Annotated in this window: 18 protein-coding genes and 1 tRNA gene; 3 read left to right on the top strand and 16 right to left on the bottom strand. The window is 48.7% G+C overall.

All coding sequences use genetic code 11. The features are described from left to right. Positions 1–23: 23 nt before the first annotated feature. Both JZ655_RS14860 and JZ655_RS14855 read right to left on the bottom strand, forming a co-directional pair. Positions 24–764 (bottom strand): LytR/AlgR family response regulator transcription factor, encoded by a 741-nt coding sequence (locus JZ655_RS14860; protein ID WP_040074607.1) that lies wholly within the window; start codon positions 762–764, stop codon positions 24–26. 12 nt (positions 765–776) lie between these two features. Then, entirely contained in the window at positions 777–2474 is a 1698-nt protein-coding gene (locus tag JZ655_RS14855; RefSeq protein WP_046884659.1) for a sensor histidine kinase, read from the bottom strand. Positions 2475–2859: 385 nt separating this feature from the next. Here JZ655_RS14855 and alaC point away from each other — a divergent pair, with 385 nt between their 5' ends. Then, complete coding sequence (gene alaC / locus JZ655_RS14850) at positions 2860–4098, top strand: alanine transaminase (protein ID WP_046884660.1); 1239 nt, start codon at positions 2860–2862, stop codon at positions 4096–4098. 58 nt (positions 4099–4156) lie between these two features. Here the strand turns inward: alaC and ypdK are convergent, their stop codons facing one another. Together ypdK and lpxP are read right to left on the bottom strand one after the other, a co-directional pair. Then, positions 4157–4246, bottom strand: a complete 90-nt coding sequence (gene ypdK / locus JZ655_RS14845; RefSeq protein ID WP_207292170.1) for a membrane protein YpdK — start codon at positions 4244–4246, stop codon at positions 4157–4159. Between the two features lie 338 nt (positions 4247–4584). Continuing rightward, the gene (lpxP, locus tag JZ655_RS14840) at positions 4585–5505 is read right to left on the bottom strand and encodes a kdo(2)-lipid IV(A) palmitoleoyltransferase (RefSeq protein WP_154298761.1); all 921 of its coding nucleotides are present in this window, start codon (positions 5503–5505) and stop codon (positions 4585–4587) included. A 1226-nt stretch (positions 5506–6731) separates the two neighbouring features. Between lpxP and JZ655_RS14835 the strand changes: the two genes are divergently transcribed. Continuing rightward, complete coding sequence (locus tag JZ655_RS14835) at positions 6732–7688, top strand: HNH endonuclease (protein ID WP_032171695.1); 957 nt, start codon at positions 6732–6734, stop codon at positions 7686–7688. Between the two features lie 78 nt (positions 7689–7766). On the opposite strand, the gene JZ655_RS14830 is transcribed toward JZ655_RS14835, so the two are convergent. The 8 genes from JZ655_RS14830 to JZ655_RS14795 form a co-directional block, all read right to left on the bottom strand. Next, positions 7767–8642 (bottom strand): hypothetical protein, encoded by an 876-nt coding sequence (locus JZ655_RS14830; protein ID WP_207292169.1) that lies wholly within the window; start codon positions 8640–8642, stop codon positions 7767–7769. A 463-nt stretch (positions 8643–9105) separates the two neighbouring features. Further along, the gene (locus tag JZ655_RS14825) at positions 9106–9378 is read right to left on the bottom strand and encodes an ogr/Delta-like zinc finger family protein (protein WP_085843853.1); all 273 of its coding nucleotides are present in this window, start codon (positions 9376–9378) and stop codon (positions 9106–9108) included. Beyond that, complete coding sequence (locus tag JZ655_RS14820) at positions 9378–10139, bottom strand: phage polarity suppression protein (RefSeq protein ID WP_207292168.1); 762 nt, start codon at positions 10137–10139, stop codon at positions 9378–9380. Before JZ655_RS14820 ends, JZ655_RS14825 begins: the two co-directional genes overlap by 1 nt. A 400-nt stretch (positions 10140–10539) precedes the next feature. After that, a complete protein-coding gene (locus tag JZ655_RS14815; protein WP_207292167.1) occupies positions 10540–13212 on the bottom strand; it encodes a TOPRIM and DUF927 domain-containing protein in 2673 nt (890 codons plus the stop codon). After that, a complete protein-coding gene (locus JZ655_RS14810) occupies positions 13209–13592 on the bottom strand; it encodes a DUF5375 family protein (protein WP_069219523.1) in 384 nt (127 codons plus the stop codon). The genes JZ655_RS14815 and JZ655_RS14810 overlap by 4 nt, the downstream gene beginning before the upstream one ends. Continuing rightward, positions 13589–13873 carry a hypothetical protein gene (locus JZ655_RS14805; RefSeq protein ID WP_069219524.1) on the bottom strand — a complete coding sequence of 95 codons (285 nt, stop codon included), beginning with the start codon at positions 13871–13873 and terminating at the stop codon, positions 13589–13591. Before JZ655_RS14805 ends, JZ655_RS14810 begins: the two co-directional genes overlap by 4 nt. A 31-nt stretch (positions 13874–13904) precedes the next feature. Then, positions 13905–14264 carry a hypothetical protein gene (locus JZ655_RS14800; RefSeq protein ID WP_207292166.1) on the bottom strand — a complete coding sequence of 120 codons (360 nt, stop codon included), beginning with the start codon at positions 14262–14264 and terminating at the stop codon, positions 13905–13907. Next, a complete protein-coding gene (locus JZ655_RS14795) occupies positions 14257–14433 on the bottom strand; it encodes a host cell division inhibitor Icd-like protein (RefSeq protein WP_081328898.1) in 177 nt (58 codons plus the stop codon). The genes JZ655_RS14800 and JZ655_RS14795 overlap by 8 nt, the downstream gene beginning before the upstream one ends. Before the next feature lie 134 nt (positions 14434–14567). Between JZ655_RS14795 and JZ655_RS14790 the strand changes: the two genes are divergently transcribed. Beyond that, entirely contained in the window at positions 14568–14741 is a 174-nt protein-coding gene (locus tag JZ655_RS14790; RefSeq protein WP_162837907.1) for a hypothetical protein, read from the top strand. Between the two features lie 49 nt (positions 14742–14790). Here JZ655_RS14790 and JZ655_RS14785 read toward each other — a convergent pair whose 3' ends face one another. The 4 genes from JZ655_RS14785 to JZ655_RS14770 all read right to left on the bottom strand — a co-directional run bounded on the left by JZ655_RS14785 (position 14791) and on the right by JZ655_RS14770 (position 17606). Next, positions 14791–15003, bottom strand: a complete 213-nt coding sequence (locus JZ655_RS14785; protein ID WP_000153152.1) for a helix-turn-helix transcriptional regulator — start codon at positions 15001–15003, stop codon at positions 14791–14793. Positions 15004–15116: 113 nt separating this feature from the next. Beyond that, positions 15117–16058: a hypothetical protein gene (locus JZ655_RS14780; RefSeq protein ID WP_069219527.1), complete on the bottom strand. Its 942-nt coding sequence runs from the start codon at positions 16056–16058 to the stop codon at positions 15117–15119. Then, positions 16058–17347, bottom strand: a complete 1290-nt coding sequence (locus JZ655_RS14775; RefSeq protein WP_069219528.1) for a tyrosine-type recombinase/integrase — start codon at positions 17345–17347, stop codon at positions 16058–16060. The genes JZ655_RS14780 and JZ655_RS14775 overlap by 1 nt, the downstream gene beginning before the upstream one ends. Positions 17348–17534: 187 nt before the next feature. Further along, positions 17535–17606, bottom strand: a tRNA-Arg gene (locus tag JZ655_RS14770). Between the last annotated feature and the right edge of the window lie 40 nt (positions 17607–17646).

Below are 17646 nucleotides of genomic sequence, written 5' to 3'. Positions count from 1 at the left end.
GTCAGGTCACCGGGACATCTCCCCTACAAGTGCATAAGCTGGCGAAACTCTTTCACCTTGCTACGGCTGACCGGCACCTGAAAATCGAGATCTTTCAGACGCAAAATATAGGTATTGTTAAACCAGGGCTCAATCTCGCGGATCTTGTTCAGATTGACACAAAATGAGCGATGGCAGCGGAAAAAGCGACTGGCCGGCAGCTTGCTACAAAACTCGGTAATGTTCATTGGCATGACAAAGGAGTCGCGCCGCGTGTAGACAAAGGTCATCTTTTCATGGGCTTCCGCATAGTAGATATCGTCCATCGGCGTCACGATGATGCGTTCGTCTTTGATCAGATTGATGGTGTCATTTTCACGCGGAGCAGGGGAGGCAACGCTCTGTCCGCTGCCCGATTGCTGTTGTGCCCAGGCCTGCTCCAGCTTTTGCAGCATGCTGACGATACGCGACTCCTGGTAAGGCTTCAGAATATAGTCAAACGCTTCCAGTTCGAAGGCCTCAACCGCATGCTCCTTCCAGGCCGTGACAAATACAATGTAGGGCTTGCTGGCAAACTGGCTGATGTTTTGTGCCAGCAATACGCCATCCAGCGACGGGATGTTAATGTCGAGAAAAATGGCATCGACCCGGTTATGTTGCAGGAATTTTAAAACGTCCAGCCCGTCGTCAAAGGTCCCGACGATCTCCATCTGACTATGCGCTTTAATTAGCCAGCTTAGCTCCTGCTGGGCGAGTATCTCATCTTCCACAATGATGACTTTCATGCTAACTCCGGACTAAGGTAATAACAGCGTCTGGGCATGAACGGCTGAGCGTTCATTTGGGACATAAAACGCGATCTCGGTGCCCGGTTCAAGGCGGCGGATGTGTAGCCCCTCTCCGTAGAGGAGTTTCACCCGGTGATGCACGTTAAGCAGGCCAATTTTGTTGCCGGGCATTTCATTCGCTTCAACCCGCTCAACTACCTTCGGATCGATACCGTGTCCGGTGTCCCGCACCGATACGCGCACCCGATTACCGCACTCGGCAATACTGATGGTGACCACTCCTTTCCCTTTGCAGGGCTGGATGCCATGCACAATCGCGTTTTCCACCAGTGGCTGGATCAGCAGGCTGGGAATTACACAGTTTACCTCTTCATCAATGTCGTATATCACCGTCAATTTATCGCCGAAGCGAGCCTGCTCAATCGCGATGTAATCTTTAATCTGATACAGCTCTTTTTTGATATCGATCTGCTCATCGTCTTTCAGCTCAATGTTGTAGCGCAAATAGCGGGACAAATTAAAAATCAGCTGGCGCGCCGTATCCGGATTAAGGCGGATCGAAGAGGAGATGGCATTCAGCGCGTTAAACAGAAAGTGAGGGTTAATCTTACTCTGTAACGCACGCAGTTCAGCCTTATTGGCCATTTCTCGTAGCTGCTCGGCGCGGGAGACTTCCAGTTGTGTGGAGATAATTTGCGATAACCCCACGGCCATCTCCTGGAGCGAGGAGGTGATCTGGTGCGCGTGGCAGTAGTAGATTTTCAGCGTGCCGGTGACCACACCTTTTTCCCATAAGGGGATCACCAGCATCGAGTGAATTTCCGGCGTACGGTAGGCCTCATCGTTATTTTTGATGATGATCTTGCCGTAGTTGATGGCCTGACGCGTAGTCGGGCTCACGTTGTCGTCATTGTCGCGATAGTTATCTTCCCCGACACCCACATAGGCCAGCACGCGGTCAATATTGGTAATGGCAACGGCATCCGCATGAATATCGCGGCGGATGATGTCGCACACCTGACGCAGAGATTCGGCGTTGATATGGCGAAACAGCGGTAGCGTTTTGTTGGCAATATCCAGAGCCAGCTTGGCCTGGCGGGCGGCGCTGGCCTCTTTTTCCCCTTCCACGCTCTGTACCAGCAGCACAATAAAGCCAACGCAGACGCTGCCGAGGATCATCGGCACACCGATTTTCGACACGATATCCAGGCCCAGTGCAATGGTAGGTGCCCAGACAACCACCAGGATCATGGTCAGGGTTTCGCAAGCCATCCCTGCCAGGATGCCAACTTTCCAGTGCTGTTTTTTCGGGACTTTGCGGTTGATCCAGCCCGACAGGATGCCGGCAATAATGCTGGTGATAAAGCAGGGGATCGCCGTGACCCCTCCGATATCAATCAGATAGCGGTGCACCCCGGCGATGAGACCGGTAATAATGCCCACCCAGGGGCCAAACAGGATGCCGCCGGACATCACCGCAATAATGCGCACATTGACCAGCGACCCCTCTACCGGTACGCCGGACCAGGTACTGAACAGCGCAAACATCGAAAAGATGGCGGTAACGGCCAGCAGCTCCTTCGGCGAGTGCGCCGACTTATGGAGCAGTTCGCGGAACAGGCGGATGCGGATTAGAAAGAAAAGGCAAATCAGCATCAATGCCGCACGATCAAAGACCGCCAGCAGCATATTGAATATTTCGTGCACGAGAAAACCTGCAAGACGGGGAAAAAGGCATAATAAAAAACCTGACGCCGAATGACCAGCCATCACTCAGAATTATCAAATGAGGAAAGTCCATGCAATCCAAAGGGGATAGGGCGTAAAGGGAGGCTGCTTCGCCAAAGAGAGAGACGTTTAAACCTGAGGGTAAAATGTTTGATATCATCATGTTAACAAAAAAGCATGTTTCAAGAACTTGCGGTCGTTTTAGTTCCTGTTTTCTCTCTGGCACTGTTCCCGTTTTCTGGCCGACGACTTTTTTCACTCAGCCTCTCGACAAGCTGTTTTTTTTCAGGCTATTTTCTCTACATGCCACACACGTGGCAGCGTCGCTCGGACGGTCCGGGCGCTCACGTTAATCGAGGAATCTATGGCTGACTCCAGTCCTGAACGCCGCTTTACGCGTATTGATCGTCTCCCCCCTTATGTTTTTAACATCACAGCTGAGCTGAAAATGGCTGCGCGTCGGCGCGGCGAAGACATTATCGATTTCAGTATGGGTAACCCGGACGGTGCGACCCCGCCCCATATCGTTGAAAAACTCTGCACCGTAGCGCAACGCCCGGATACGCACGGTTACTCGACTTCCCGTGGTATTCCTCGCCTGCGCCGCGCTATCTCCCGCTGGTATCAGGATCGTTATAACGTTGACATCGACCCTGAAAGCGAAGCTATCGTCACTATCGGCTCCAAAGAGGGGCTGGCGCACCTGATGCTGGCAACGCTCGATCACGGGGATACGGTCTTGGTGCCAAACCCAAGCTACCCTATCCACATTTACGGTGCGGTCATTGCCGGCGCGCAGGTACGCTCAGTGCCGCTGGTAGAAGGCGTCGACTTTTTCAATGAGCTGGAGCGCGCGATTCGCGAAAGCTATCCCAAGCCGAAGATGATGATTCTCGGTTTCCCCTCTAACCCAACCGCGCAGTGCGTTGAGCTCGAGTTTTTTGAGAAGGTCGTAGCGCTGGCGAAGCGCTACGATGTGCTGGTGGTGCATGATCTGGCCTACGCCGATATCGTCTATGACGGCTGGAAAGCGCCTTCCATCATGCAGGTACCCGGTGCTCGCGACGTGGCCGTCGAGTTCTTTACGCTGTCGAAAAGCTACAATATGGCCGGCTGGCGTATCGGATTTATGGTAGGTAATAAAACGCTGGTCAATGCGCTGGCGCGTATTAAAAGCTACCACGACTACGGCACCTTCACCCCATTACAGGTTGCGGCCATCGCTGCGCTGGAGGGGGATCAGCAGTGTGTGCGCGACATTGCCGCACAATATAAACGTCGCCGCGATGTACTGGTGAAGGGGCTGCACGAAGCAGGCTGGATGGTTGAGATGCCAAAAGCGTCTATGTACGTCTGGGCAAAAATCCCTGAACCCTACGCGGCGATGGGATCGCTGGAGTTTGCTAAAAAGCTGCTGCAGGACGCCAAAGTGTGTGTCTCTCCGGGTATTGGCTTCGGCGATTACGGTGACACCCATGTCCGCTTTGCGCTCATCGAAAACAGCGACCGTATCCGCCAGGCGGTGAGGGGCATTAAAGGCATGTTCCGCGCCGATGGGCTATTGCCGGCTGCCACAAAAAATACGACGGAACAGGCGAGTTAACCATCCCAAAAAAAACAGGCGCCAACGGCGCCTGCTTTTTTGACTGCATGTTCTTCGCTCAGATCATCAGGGCAAAGGTACCGGCCCAGACTAAAACAATCACCGACATACCCATAAAGAAATATTTCACGTTCATCGCTCCGCGCATCCACTGACACGCCTTAAAAACAGAGTCCAACTGAGTATAGAGAGGTGAAGTCAGGGCAACGCGGAAATAAGAATTATCCCCGTAATAGACCCAACACCAGCTCAGAATTCTATGGCATCCCATTGCCAGACGGCGTTAATGTACGCTTAAAAATCAGGGGTGACAAGTGAGATTTTTTTAAATGATTTCCGTTACTTAGGGGTGTCGTGGAACGGCGACAGTTTAATTTCGCCGGGTAATAAATTTCACTTGAGCGACGTCAGGAACGAAACGGTAATGGCGAAGATGCAGATGTCTGAAAAGGTTAGTTTCTTAGTGAAACTAACCTGACGTCAGCATTATAAATAGAGGGACGTTTCGCCTTCAGGGCGGGTTTTAAAGCGGCGATGCACCCATAAATACTGTTCAGGAGCACGCATGATTTCGCGCTCAATGATCTTATTGATATAGCTGGCGGCTTCACTCTCATCTTCCGGATAGTTTTCCATCACCGGTGTGATAAACAGACGATAGCCAGAGTTATCCTTTTTACGGATCATGGTGACGGTAAGCATGGCCGCTTTTGACAGGCGAGAAATCACAAAGGTGCCGTTAGTGGTCGCGACATCCTTCACGGCGAAGAAGGGGGCAAAGTTACTGCCTTTACGCCCATAATCCTGATCCGGTGCAAACCAGACCGCTTCGCCTTTCTTCAGGGCGCTCACCAGGCCACGCAAGTTATTACGGTTAATCATCGCCTTATTCGAGCGCATACGCCCGCGGGTCTGAACCCACTCCATCAGGGGGCTATTATGTTGACGGTAGGTCGCCATCATCGGTTGGCATAAACCCATGACCCGGCCACCGAGTTCCAGCGACATAAAGTGAACGCCGATGACCATCACGCCACGGTTTTTGGCCAGAGCATGCTGCAAATGCTCAAGGCCTTCAACGTCAAACCATTTACGTACTCGCCAGTCAGGCCAGAACCAGGCCATGCCTGTCTCCAGCAAAGCCATGCCGATGGCTTTAAAATTTTCGGCGATCATCTGTTCACGCTCGTTTTCAGATAACGATGGGAAACAGAGCTCCAGATTTCTGCGTGCAATCTTCTCGCGACGTTTCAGAAAACGTCGTGACAGGCTACCCAGTCGGGTGCCAAGCCAACGTATCGCAGGGTAGGGGAGCTGCACGAGCAGCCACAAAACACCCAGACCAAACCACGTTACCCAGTAACGAGGATGCAGAAGTGAGCGTTTGAATTTGCTTTGCGACAAGATAAAACAACCTTTATGGAGGGGATATTGGTAACGCTATTATCACGTTACACCATAATGCTTTTAGAGACAGAGACCAATGGGTGGTATCTGAATAATTCGGAAATTAACCCCGGCGCGACTGAAGCACACCAGGCGGCGGCGTAATATAGCACCCTTGCACTGTACGTGACTAACACTACTTATAGTACGGAAAAAGATAATCTCAAAGAGGTCTGCGCAGTGTGCTTTTTATACGATAAAAACGGGTAAAAAGAAGCTTGCTTTTCGTCGGGATCGTTTAAAAAAGCAGCGAGCGAAACTGTTTTGCGAACGGGATCAACGAACAGAGCGATTCTCTAAAGCTCCGGCGCGTCGTTATGCGTATCGCTGTACTTTGCATCAGCGAATGAGAAGTTTTAGTAAGTGGGAGAGGCGTAAGCGGTGTGCATTAATGGTGTCCCTGCAGGAATCGAAAAATGATTTAATTGCCTGTTTTTAAAGTGTTATTTTTCATTTGTTTTTATTGGTACCATCACGGATACCATCAGTAGATATAAACGTCTCATTAAGGCCATAGAGATTGGCCTATTTCATTTGTTCCAAAGATAATGAACAGAAAGGGATGAAAGAACGATAGGGCAGGGAGAAATTTGCTATTAGGTTGAAAAATGCCCAGTAAAGTTATCACACCCCACGCATTATACGACGCCGTTCGCAACCCAGCGTCAGCTCTTGAAGTCAGGGGTATATCCCCCTATGTATTATTTTCACTGTCTGTATACCAAAATGGAGTTAAATCACTCACTAGCCAGCTCTGTACCTTGGCTTAATCGTGTATACCATGTCCCCTTGATCTGATGTATTTGCCGCGCAGCTGTACATCACAGTTTACCAAGTGCCGTTAAGGGTGACATTCTAAGCAGTTCCTACATCTTAGCCTGCAGTTCTTTGCCCGTTTCATCTAAAAAAGTGAGCCACGATGACATAGTGGCAGTGCATCTTGTACCGCCGCAGATGATGGGAATTATGTCGAGCAATGCCGGCGAGTTTTGGGATGTAGAGAAGGCTACAAACATGTTTGTTTGAAATGAGTTGCTCCATTGCGGAAAAAGAATAACAGTAGTATATGACTGGCTAAATGAGGAAATTGTGAGATCTGATAGAACCCCTATAAGCTGATTTTACTTGTAAACCAACATACTTTGCTGTTCGATAGAACAACATTTGATTACATAGAGGGGTAGGTCGTGGTACAGCAAGCATGGTCCTTCAAGGCAATTGAACAAGAGGATTTAAGATACTGGGGCAATGATGGTTATCATGACGATTCATCACTTTTTTATCGTTATGATAGTTTCGTAGCCAACCACAAAAATGTGAAAAATGGCGATGTCGTTATTATTACCAACAGAGAAAATGTTTTGGGTGTATCTGTTATTGAAAAAATAGAGACACAGGATATCAATAAAAAACGTAACAAGTGTATTCATCCTGATTGTAATGCAAAAAAAATTCTTCCAAGAAAGACTATAAAACCAGAATGGCGTTGTGATAATGGACATGAATTTGATGCGCCAAGAGTGATCTTTGAGCCAGCAATAGAGTTTGTTGCTATCTATGGCAACCAGTTTAGAGAGCTATCGAATATTACAATGTCTCAACTAATCACTGAAACCCCTCGTTATAATGGTCAAATGTCAATTCAGGAAGTTAATCTTCAGTGGGCTATCGACTTAGTTAATCCTCTATCTAGTGTAGTGTTAGACCTTGAAGCAGATGAAGCCGATGAAGCTGTTCCTGCATTATTAGATGAAGATCAACGACAAGTGATTGAACGACAAATTAAGAAGCGACGAGGGCAAAAAACTTTTCGTGACCAGCTTTTAAAATCAAATCCTGTATGTGCTGTTACAGGATGCATGCTTGTAGATATTTTAGAAGCGGCTCATATTGATGCATACCGTAACGATAGTCACAATCATATTAGCAATGGATTATTACTTCGCAGTGATATTCATACATTATATGATTTAAACCACTTGGCTATCGATCCTGATAAAAAAACATTGCACTTCTCAAAAAAAGCACTATCTGAAAAATATAGTGAATATGAAGGATTGAAGATAGGAGTCAAGCATGAGTTGTCTAAGTCAGCTTTATCGAAAAGGTGGGCGTTTTTTATAAAAAGTAGTGAGTGTCTTTAGTTTATCAGTTGTAAGAATAATTCTCAGTGCCAGAGAATATGTTGGATTAATATCCTCTGGCAAAATCAGTAACCAGTTCTAGATACTAAGCAGTACATTGACGGCTTTTTTCATTTCTTTGCACCCATCAAGCTTACCTTGCTTCACTATTGCATTGAAATTTTCAGCTATTATATTTTGAGGCTGTGATTTTCTCAGTACCTTGAGTTTTTTCAATTCGGTTTTTTGATAGTCATAACCATATTTTGACAGGAATGCCATTAATATGAAGTGAAAGCCGTTCATTAAATACCATTTATTACAGTTTCGTGATGTTAATATTGAGGAAATATACAATGTCATTTTTTGATAGTGCTCTTTATCAATTTTTTTGAAATCAGTAAAGGTGATGACTCCTTCTGTTGTTATCATATGTTCAACAAGGATTGCAAGTTCATCTTTAAAGAAGTGATCTGTGGCATGCTCGCTATCATAATTTAATCCATTAAAAATAAATGCATTTGAAAAAGTGTTTTGCATTGTTTTTATGTATTTAACAAAGGTGAGGTCATTTTTTGCCGAAAGAGTACTGTCTAAATAAATTGACTCGCGTTCAAACTTTTTACACCAAGCTAAAAATGCAAGTAATCTATAACAAAATGACTGTAAATAGTACTTTTCACTAACGGATTCATTTGGACCAAGAATATGCCAGCCTTTATGGCAGTGAGTTGAAAAATTCCATAATCGATGATTTAAATCCTCGGCAGAACTGAGTAATGGAACTTTGTATTTAGATATGGCCTCTTTGATTTTCTTTCGTTGCTCATACTCATGATCAATTTTTATTTTATATTTGTGGAAATATTTGTCCCAAAAAGAACCTGTGATTCCCTTTATTATAAATATAGAAATAGTAACGATGGCTGAGATTAGAGCTGCAGTAACTGCAGGTTGGGAGGGTAAAGTAAGCATAAAAACTCCATGCGGGAATAATTGGGAATCCATATTACTTATGTATGTGCATGAATGTCATACGAATTAATAATGCAACCATTGAATGATTTTTTCAAGAGTAATGCTAAAAATGCTCGGTGCAAAGTTGTATCTCCTGCAGGTCTTGTCTGATTAATACTTTAGCTTCATCCATCTTCACGACAAAGTATTGTCTTAGCGGAACTGGCCGATAGTTGTCACTTAGACCCTCAGCGTGCGCAGCCCCGCCCGCCTGCCCGCTTCGCTTAACAGAATGGTTTTCATGCACCCCGTAAATCGTCTCAGAAGCTGCTATACAAGGGTTTTCGCGTCAAAAATGATGCATAAATCTCATGCGATTACATGCGCCATAGACATGCACTCATGCGCTCTCAGGCCAGCCAGGAAAAAGGCGTAAAAAATCCCGGTACAGGACCGGGATTACGTGGGCGTTTTTTGTTAATCAGACAGGGATTTGCTGACGGCCTGACAGCTTTGACGCGGAGCCATAGCGATTGAGCGTTCTCTGCTGCTTTTCAGGTTGCTCCGGTTCGACTGATACATTTTCATTGCGCCGGGGCTTCATAATTATCGTATCCACACTTTCGAGTGCGGTAAATGTGCAGGAACATTCCAGGTTCTGGCACTGATACCATGAGCGTTTAACCGATGGTGCTTCATAGGCGGAGGTTCTGGCATGTGCCGTAGTGCCGCATTCGGGACATTTAAGTGCCATCAGATCCCCTCCGCGACTCGGTTACGTTTTTGCAGTTCTTCACGTTCCTGCCGGATCTTCATTTTATGAAGGGCCGCCGGAGAGGGAAGTTTGCGGAAATCAGCAAGGGCAGCATAATCCGGCGCAACACCTGCCAGTTTAAACACAGGGTCCTGTTCCGGCATCGCAGCGTTAGTAAGAGCCGGTCTGGTGATATGTTTGTGAATAAAGTCTTTCAGTACTGTGTCCGGGTCATTAACTGAATTCACCACACCCACAACGGCACTGGCTTCCCGCCCCATTGTGGTTTTGAGCAGGCTCAGTGTCTGGATTAACGCCTTACCATGCGACTGCATGAAGTCTTCCCAGATTTGCTTTGCGCGAATTTCCACAAGGGTGTTATGTGCGCTGATATACTGCCCGGCTAATTTCCCGGCTTCCTGCGGTAAAAAAGCGGCTTCCTTTTCATGCGCAGCCAGTAATTCATCAAAATCCTCAAGCGTTTCTCGTCCCAGCGCAATTTCCGTGCGCAGTTTTTTCATTTCCTTTGAGACTACGCCCTGACTGTCACGAAACAGCGTGCGCCACTCCTCATTCAGCGCGTTAGTCGTGGCTTCCATTTCAGCGCGGCGCTGGCGGATTGTCGCAATATTATCCGCTGCCGTTTTTTGCTGACGACGTGCTTCAAGCCATGCGTTTCTGGTTGTGTTCAGGGTTTCCAGTGCCCGCTGCGTGACAGCCGGAAAAGTGGAAAGGTTGTTATTCTCTGCGGTGTTGTTCATGACTTCTCCTGTCGCGTTGCTTCGTTACGTCAATTGTGTCGTGGCTGACACAAGCGCACTATCGGTGCTCAGTGTGTGGTGGCTGGCACAACGGGCGTTTGCGGTTATTCAGACGCGGCTATGACAGCCAGCCAGATAAAAATGCCTCGGTTTCAGTCTGCTTTATGTCCACGGTGCGGTGGAACAGGTGAAACATGTGTTACAGCATTGTTTTGTAAAGCATTTATAGGCAAAGAACAGGTGGAACATCGCGGGTAACAAGGTGGAACAACGGATCGGCTGGCGTTCCACCTGTTCCACCTCACTATTTCAGAAGGTGGAACAGGCTCAGCCCTTGTAAAATACGGTTGTTCCACCTGTTTCACCTGTTACCCTTAATAAATAAGACTCACGCAAAGCCTTAACCCGGCACCTCGCTGTTGAAGACATAGAGCCTGCGGGGATTCATCTCTGGCGGGCGAATGGTTGTCTGCAGCTTGCCATCGGTGGAGGGCAGCAGGTATCCACGATCCGCGCACAGACGCGCCACCTTGCGCGGGTCAAATCCCCGGCAGATTTCTTTCCAGCCGGACGGCATGACGTAGAATGTGGTGACGGCTTCCGTGCCCTGCGCGGTACTGCCTTTCTCCACCCTGCGCCAGCCCACCATATTGCCGGGGCGGTTACGCTCGTCGTGCCAGTCAGCAAAGCGGCTGTACTGATTCGCGGTAAAGAAGCTGCGTACCTGCTCCAGTGCGGCAATATCTTCCTGATTGGCGGTGTGCCCACGATCTTTCAGCCATGCGTTCAGGCAGACGCGGGTTGCCCGCAGCGCTTCACCCTCAGGCCAGCCGGTGATACCCAGCCGGGTTGCCAGCTCGCCCGCCATCGCCACCAGTGCAAAGCGGTTCACAGCCCGGCCTACCTGATTACCCGCATCTTTCGGGGTCAGGGCGGCGGTATATTCCTTCATCAGTGACTTTGCCTGTGCCGTCAGCCCGTTAAGATCAGCGGTCAGGGCTTTCAGCCACTCCCGGAACGGCGAACCGTAGTAACTGGACGTGGCCCATTCAAGATGCTCCGCCAGCGCTTTGCCGCTGTCGAAGCCGTGCAGCTCCTCAAATACGCCAAACTTCCCGGAATCGCTGGGGATCTGGATCATCCTGACTTCCATTCCGGCAAAAGTACGCTCTCCGGCTTTTGCCGCATGTTCAGTCAGTGACAGCTCGCCGGTTGAAAAGAACAGCAGCCGCCACTGCTTACGGGTGCGCAGCTCACCGTCCGTACCGGCACGGCCCTTGCCCTGACCATTTGCCAGCATGTAGGCGATATTGCCTGCCTCGCGTCCGTCCACCTCCCGGATCTCATCGAGCATCATGGCGGCATCGTTGCGGCGGCTGGCGCATCCCTCCAGCGCGTTGCCGGTTGCCCGCCACGTCTGCCAGTAGTCAGGCCCGCCGCAGACGGAGGTTGCCGCTTTCATGGTGGTGGTCTTACCGTCCGTCGATTCCCCCTTGAGGTGGTAGCCGCCGCCGTCCATACCAACCAGCCGTAATAGTGGTGCAGCAAAAGCCAGACTGACGGCAAATGCCACGCGGGAGTTGCCGGTGCAGTAACGTGAAACGTGCTCCCGCCATTCCTCCGTTGTGCCCGACACGCGGAAATCGCGCCCCTGCACGGAAGTGGTCTGGAGAATGACACTTTCCGCGCCTTCACCGCTGACCTCATCCTGCAGGACGTAAACCTGACCATGCCACCCGGTACGGCTTACGCAGGTCACGCGGCGTTCCGGTTTACACAGAGAGATATATTCCATCAGGCGGGCGCGGGCCTCACCGGTGGTGCTGATATAGGACAGCCCGTTGACCAGCAGTACCCGGCGCAGCTCCTCACCGCTGCCGCTCAGCATTTCCATCGGCATCGCCCAGCGGCGGCGCTCACCCCACGTATCTTCCCACTCCAGAAGTCGCCCGAAGTTACCGCCATCGGCATCGCAGGTGATTGCCGTCACGCGCAGCGGGTTGCATATTTTGACGTTCTGGATCTCCGTCTCACCGTTGCGCTGTACCTGTTTTTCATACCAGAGATATTCCTGGGTAAGACGGAACCCGTGCGGCAGCTGCGTGCGGCTTTCCCCGCACAGCACCAGACCGTTACGAAAGGCTTCACGGGCACGGGTAATACCGTGCTCCCGATGGAAATCATTCCAGTCAGCCTTAATCTCTCCCGGTGGCAGCGTCATCCAGCCGCCGACGGCTTTTGCCGCCCGTTCAGCAAAGGATCTGCCGGGATTCTCGCCCCCGTCCTGAAAATCGTTATCACCGGCGATGATAATTTTTACCTCAGGCCAGCGTGCCCGCAGCGACTGCGCCACGTTGGGCAGGTTGCCCGCAGATATGGCAGCCACTACCCATCCGGCGGTGAGCTGGCTTACCGTCAGCGCCGTGGCGTAACCTTCGGTAATCACCACCTGTACCGGCGGTTCAGACGGTAACGGGCTGAGCGCCACAAACGCGCCTTTCATCGTGCTGCCGGGCAGTATGCTTTTTTCACCCGTCGGGGCGATAAGCTGCGCACCGGTCACGGCTCCGGCGTTGGTGGTGAACGGTAACAGCAGGGAACCGGCAGGAAAATCCTTACCGCTGATATGCTGCACGCTCCCGGTCAGGGAGGCCGGGTATCCGGCGAACCCTTTTCCGGTCAGATAGGGGCTTTCTCCCGTGTGGCTCTCTTTCATCAGCGCCGCCACGGTAAGGCTCATGTCACGTTTAGGGGCTTTTTGCCTGGCAGGCTTAACAGACAGTTCCTGCACATCCGGCACATTAAGCACCTGCGCCACCTCCTGCGCGGCCTTTCTGACGCCGTAACCGGTCATGAGCTTAACCAGATCCAGACCGTCACCATTGCCGCACTGGCTGCAAATCCACGTCCCGCGCCCATCAAGGTCATCGAGGCGAAAACGATCCTTGCCCCCACATTTCGGGCAGGGACCGTGCCTGCCGTTTTCAGGTACATCAATACGCAGCATCTGCAGAATAACGGGCCATTTCCCCCGCGCGGCGGCTGAAATCTGCGTAACCGTCTGTGTTGTCATACTTCCCCCTGATGCAGCGCCACACCCGTGCTGCAGAAGTCATCAAAGGCCGCCGGAAGCGTGCGGTACAGCTCCGCCATCACTTCATAGCCGCGCACGGTCAGTACCGGCGGTGCGGTCAGCAGTGACGGCTCCAGCATGTCAGTCAGCAGTGCCAGCGCCGCCGCTGCTCCCTGTGCTTCGCCATATTCGTTAATCAATGCGCACTCGATATGCAGGGCAATGGCCATTTCAATACGCTCAACCGTCAGGCTGTGCGGACCATACTGCTCGCTGCCGGTTTCAGTCAGCGCTTTCTGCCGCCATGCCGATGCAATCGCCCGCCGGTACAGCGCGGTGGTCATTTCTGCCGGGAAAATGGAAACCTGCGGCTGGTTCATCTGGCACCTCCTTCAATCAGTGCACAGCTGTGCGCAATATCCGTCAAATCTGCCCGCAGGTACTCCATCAGCGCCGCAATGCCTGGCGCACAGCCTGCATCCAGCGTTCCGCCCTGAGACGGGTATTCAGAAAAGAGAAGCTGGAGCATGTCGCAGGCATTTCTTGCGCGAGTCAGCTTTCCGAAACCGTCCTCTGACAATCCATAGGCAAAAGCACCGGTATTTTGTTTTTCAGGCAAAGTGTGGCCCTGAGCACTGTTGTGCCCGTTTGAAAAATTCATCGTGGATTACTCCGTTTTCAGCGGTGTTTTGTCAGAGAAACTTTGAATAGTGATTGTCGTCAGGTTCAGCAGAACGCCGTATGTTGCGCTCCCGCCAGCGGGTAAATACCACAGACGGATGTAGTGTCAGCGGGCCGGAGCCACTACCGCCTGCCGGAGCTGGTGAAGGTTTAAAGAGCGGCGCATCAAACAGACGCGTATACCGCTGTTCAAACCATGCCAGAGGGCAGGAAGAAAGCTGGTTGTCGCTGTCATGACGTATCAGCACTTCACAGCTGAATTCAGGATTAACCAGCGCCACGGAGGGAGACGCTTCAATTAATCGGATGATTGTTACGGTCCAGCCACGTTCATGCTGCCAGCGTTCGCCGGGTTGCGGATAATTACGCATGTTCACCTCCGCAAGGAATGCGACCGGCAAAGCTCAGCCCGTAGTCCGGGGCCAGTCTGCGCCGCGCTGAGTGCTCGTTATCTGCGGTGATCCTTAACATCACAGGACGGGCATTGCGTTGACTGCGGTTGATCGCCGCAAATAACCAGGTACACTTCTGTTTAGCCATCTTCGTTTCCTCATACAGCGGATTGGTCAGATGCCCGATTTGTGTTCCAGCACAGTTCGGGCATTGTTTTTTTGTAGCTTTGGTGTTTATAATGGTAATTACCATGTAGGTTAATATAGGGTTTGGTCATCACCATGTCAACACCAAAAGAAAAACGTTCTCCTCCTTTCCAGATGCGTCTTACAGACGAGTTCCGCCAACAGCTTGAAGAAGAAATGCGCAAAGATGGAGATTCAGCTCTTGCATCTTGGATCAAGCGAATTTTGCGTAAAGAGCTACTGAATCGTGGCATCGATCCAAAGAATTGATTAATTGATGGGGGAGAATTTTTTCTCCCCAACTTAGTTAACATTTTCATTATATTCCCTTTATTCCCGCTGATTGTGCCTTAACCCACTGCCTAATTTCTTGTGCATCGTAGATGGTTACCCTTTCGGTTAATCGAGTTGCTTGGGGAAAACCGGGTTTATTTTTGGTCCAGCGCCAGAGAGTTACTGAACTGATGTTGAGAAAATCAGCAGTGTGTTTAGCTCTGGCATTGCCTGACAGAGGGTAATTTTTGATTGTCATATGAATCACCTGCAATCCTACTTAACGTAATGAAACGAACGGATGCAGGCTACTTTTAGGTGTGCAGTGATGCGCGGAGTTTTTGAAAACTCGTCAGAATTATCAAAAATTATCTACCTTTTACCTGCCCTTTGAAGCCAGTCATCTAAAGTATCATCAGTGATTTCAGGGAGTTCCATTTCAGGGCCTGCTTTTCTGCTCAGATGATCTTTTATTTGAGCAATAGATGAGAATCTCATCATTTCTTCCGTTACCCCCAAAGCATTCATCAGGGATGCTATGTAGGTTGATTGTTTCGCCGTAGTCCTGACTTTCGGCGTTTCAGTTGTTTGATATGAGGTTAATGTTCTTGTATCTTTATCTTTGCTTATTACAGGCATGTGTGTGCCAGATAAAGCATGTTTATTTATATATTCAATATAATAACCAGTAATTTGCAGTTGATAGTGCTTGTCGTTTATATCAGGAGCATGCTCGCAAAGATACTGTAAGTATTTAATATCACCCTCTACGCAGTTCTTTAATTTTCCAGAAAATTGATTATTTATCAAAATTGGAGAAATGAGTTGAAATCTTTCCCCTTCTGATTTAAATTCAGGGTTTTCTTCACTAAATAAAGAAAGTTCAATTGAGTCCATTAATCCCGTATTTATTGCAGATAAAATATTTCCATCTACAGGCCATATTCCATTAAGATATGTTTGTACCAAGTAATGTTCTTCGGTTTCGACCAAATGAAATTTTTCAGGTATGTAAAAATAACCTGACTTAAATTTATCTGCGAAAATATATGGTATGCCATCCGCAGATGGCAGAGCTTCTAGATTGAGAGTTTCAACTTGCTCTAAAATATCACCATCGGACTTTAAGAATGGAATATAGAAATAATAAATGTTTTGAAAATTTAAACAGAGATTAATTTTCCCTGTATAACACCAGTGGAATATATCATCAATTTCACAATCAAGTATTTTTGCCGCTCTGGATACAGAGCAATATTCTAATGGGGCTAAGCCGTTACGTTTCCAAATATTTTTTTCGTTATGTTTGCTCATTATTTGACCACCTTAAGCATTGCCAATGGTTTTTCACTAATTTCATAGGGTGCAATATAACTTTCACAATTGCTGATTATATAATGTGACCACCATTGCATCATTCTCCGGCGTTCTTGCATGTGTTGTGCCAAGTGAACATAAGCCGCTCGAACTTCATTTCGTTCTTGATGGCTCATTTGCCGTTCCACTGCATCCCTAGACCATAACCCTGATTCTGTCAGGGCTGAGCACGCCATTGCTCTGAATCCGTGAAGGCAAATGTCCGCCTGCGTGTCGTACCCCATAATCCTCAACGACTTATTAACTGTGTTCTCACTCATCGGCTTGTAAGGGTTACTATCTCCGGGGAAAATAAGCTCATACTCACCACTTATTTTTTTAATGGCTTCGAGAACATCAATAGCTTCATTAGATAATGGAACATAATGAATACTACCCATTTTTGCCCCGCGTTCTGAATATTTTACCCCCTCAATTCTTTTTCTTTCAGCAGGAATAGTCCACATTGCAGTTTCAAAATTAATTTCCTCCCATCTTGCGTGTCTTAGTTCACTGGAGCGAACAAAAGTATGAAGGGAAAATAATACCGCCAACTTAGTTAACGGCCTCCCTGTATAGCTATCAATTTTTGATACTAATTCGGGTAATCGTTCTAACGGAAGTGCAGGACGATGCTTTATTTTGGGACTGGCAATTGCTCCTCTTAGATCATGGGTAGGGTTGTATTCAACAATTCCACGCTGAATAGCGTACCGGAAAACACTTGCAAGAGTAGTTTTCACTCTTCCTGTTGTCGCTCCAATTCCCTGATCACTCATCCTCACTAATAATGGCAACAGATCACTTGTTTTTAATGAATCGATGGGTTTATTTCCGATAAATGGGAAAATATGATTTTCCATTTCTCTTAAAATTTTAATGCGGGTAATTTCTTTCCATGAAGGATGGCCTATAGAGCCTTTGTGCCACTCTAAAGCGATTGTCTGGAATGTAGCCGAGGTGGGTTCTGTTGGCGCTGCTTTTTTAGATACTCTGGGGTCAACACCGTCGGCTAAAAGTTGCCTTGCTTCATCTCTGCGCTTACGGGCAAGTGCCAGCGAAACGTCTGGGAAAACGCCCAAAGCCAGCGTAGCTTGTTTGCCGTTAAATCTGTAGTTCATTCGCCATGCCTTGGTCCCGTTCTTTTTAACTAAAAGATACAGGCTGCCCCCATCCGTCAGTTTGTAGTCTGTTTCTTTGGGTTTAGCGTTTTCAACTTTCTTAGGTGATAGCTCATTTAGTGCCATGGAGGGTAATCTTTGTTGTCAGTTGATGGTATCGGCTTATCGAACCGTGAGTACCATCAACGATACCATCAGGATCATGTAATGTCATGAAATGAACTGAAACCATGTTCAAGGCGTCAAGCCCTGATTTTTCTCGTTTTAAGGGAGGAGGTGAAGTGTGTTGAAACGTGATGAAATGAAAGGGTATTGTCCCCTGCAGGAATCGAACCTGCAACTAGCCCTTAGGAGGGGCTCGTTATATCCATTTAACTAAGGGGACGAGGCGGCACGAGTATAACGTCATTTACACTTTGCGTTAA

Origin of the sequence: Leclercia pneumoniae (assembly GCF_017348915.1) — a bacterium.
GTDB classification, from domain to species: Bacteria; Pseudomonadota; Gammaproteobacteria; order Enterobacterales; family Enterobacteriaceae; genus Enterobacter; species Enterobacter pneumoniae.
This window is presented reverse-complemented; position numbering and strand designations above follow the sequence as displayed.

Coding starts and splice junctions, on each gene's coding strand:
- ypdK (WP_207292170.1), bottom strand. CDS start 4,246: ATGCGCGGAGCGATGAACGTGAAATATTTCTTTATGGGTATGTCGGTG.
- JZ655_RS14825 (WP_085843853.1), bottom strand. CDS start 9,378: ATGGCACTTAAATGTCCCGAATGCGGCACTACGGCACATGCCAGAACC.
- alaC (WP_046884660.1), top strand. CDS start 2,860: ATGGCTGACTCCAGTCCTGAACGCCGCTTTACGCGTATTGATCGTCTC.
- JZ655_RS14810 (WP_069219523.1), bottom strand. CDS start 13,592: ATGAACCAGCCGCAGGTTTCCATTTTCCCGGCAGAAATGACCACCGCG.
- JZ655_RS14780 (WP_069219527.1), bottom strand. CDS start 16,058: ATGAGCAAACATAACGAAAAAAATATTTGGAAACGTAACGGCTTAGCC.
- JZ655_RS14805 (WP_069219524.1), bottom strand. CDS start 13,873: ATGAATTTTTCAAACGGGCACAACAGTGCTCAGGGCCACACTTTGCCT.
- JZ655_RS14800 (WP_207292166.1), bottom strand. CDS start 14,264: ATGCGTAATTATCCGCAACCCGGCGAACGCTGGCAGCATGAACGTGGC.
- JZ655_RS14830 (WP_207292169.1), bottom strand. CDS start 8,642: ATGCTTACTTTACCCTCCCAACCTGCAGTTACTGCAGCTCTAATCTCA.
- JZ655_RS14790 (WP_162837907.1), top strand. CDS start 14,568: ATGTCAACACCAAAAGAAAAACGTTCTCCTCCTTTCCAGATGCGTCTT.
- JZ655_RS14795 (WP_081328898.1), bottom strand. CDS start 14,433: ATGGCTAAACAGAAGTGTACCTGGTTATTTGCGGCGATCAACCGCAGT.
- JZ655_RS14820 (WP_207292168.1), bottom strand. CDS start 10,139: ATGAACAACACCGCAGAGAATAACAACCTTTCCACTTTTCCGGCTGTC.
- JZ655_RS14785 (WP_000153152.1), bottom strand. CDS start 15,003: ATGACAATCAAAAATTACCCTCTGTCAGGCAATGCCAGAGCTAAACAC.
- JZ655_RS14775 (WP_069219528.1), bottom strand. CDS start 17,347: ATGGCACTAAATGAGCTATCACCTAAGAAAGTTGAAAACGCTAAACCC.
- JZ655_RS14815 (WP_207292167.1), bottom strand. CDS start 13,212: ATGACAACACAGACGGTTACGCAGATTTCAGCCGCCGCGCGGGGGAAA.
- JZ655_RS14860 (WP_040074607.1), bottom strand. CDS start 764: ATGAAAGTCATCATTGTGGAAGATGAGATACTCGCCCAGCAGGAGCTA.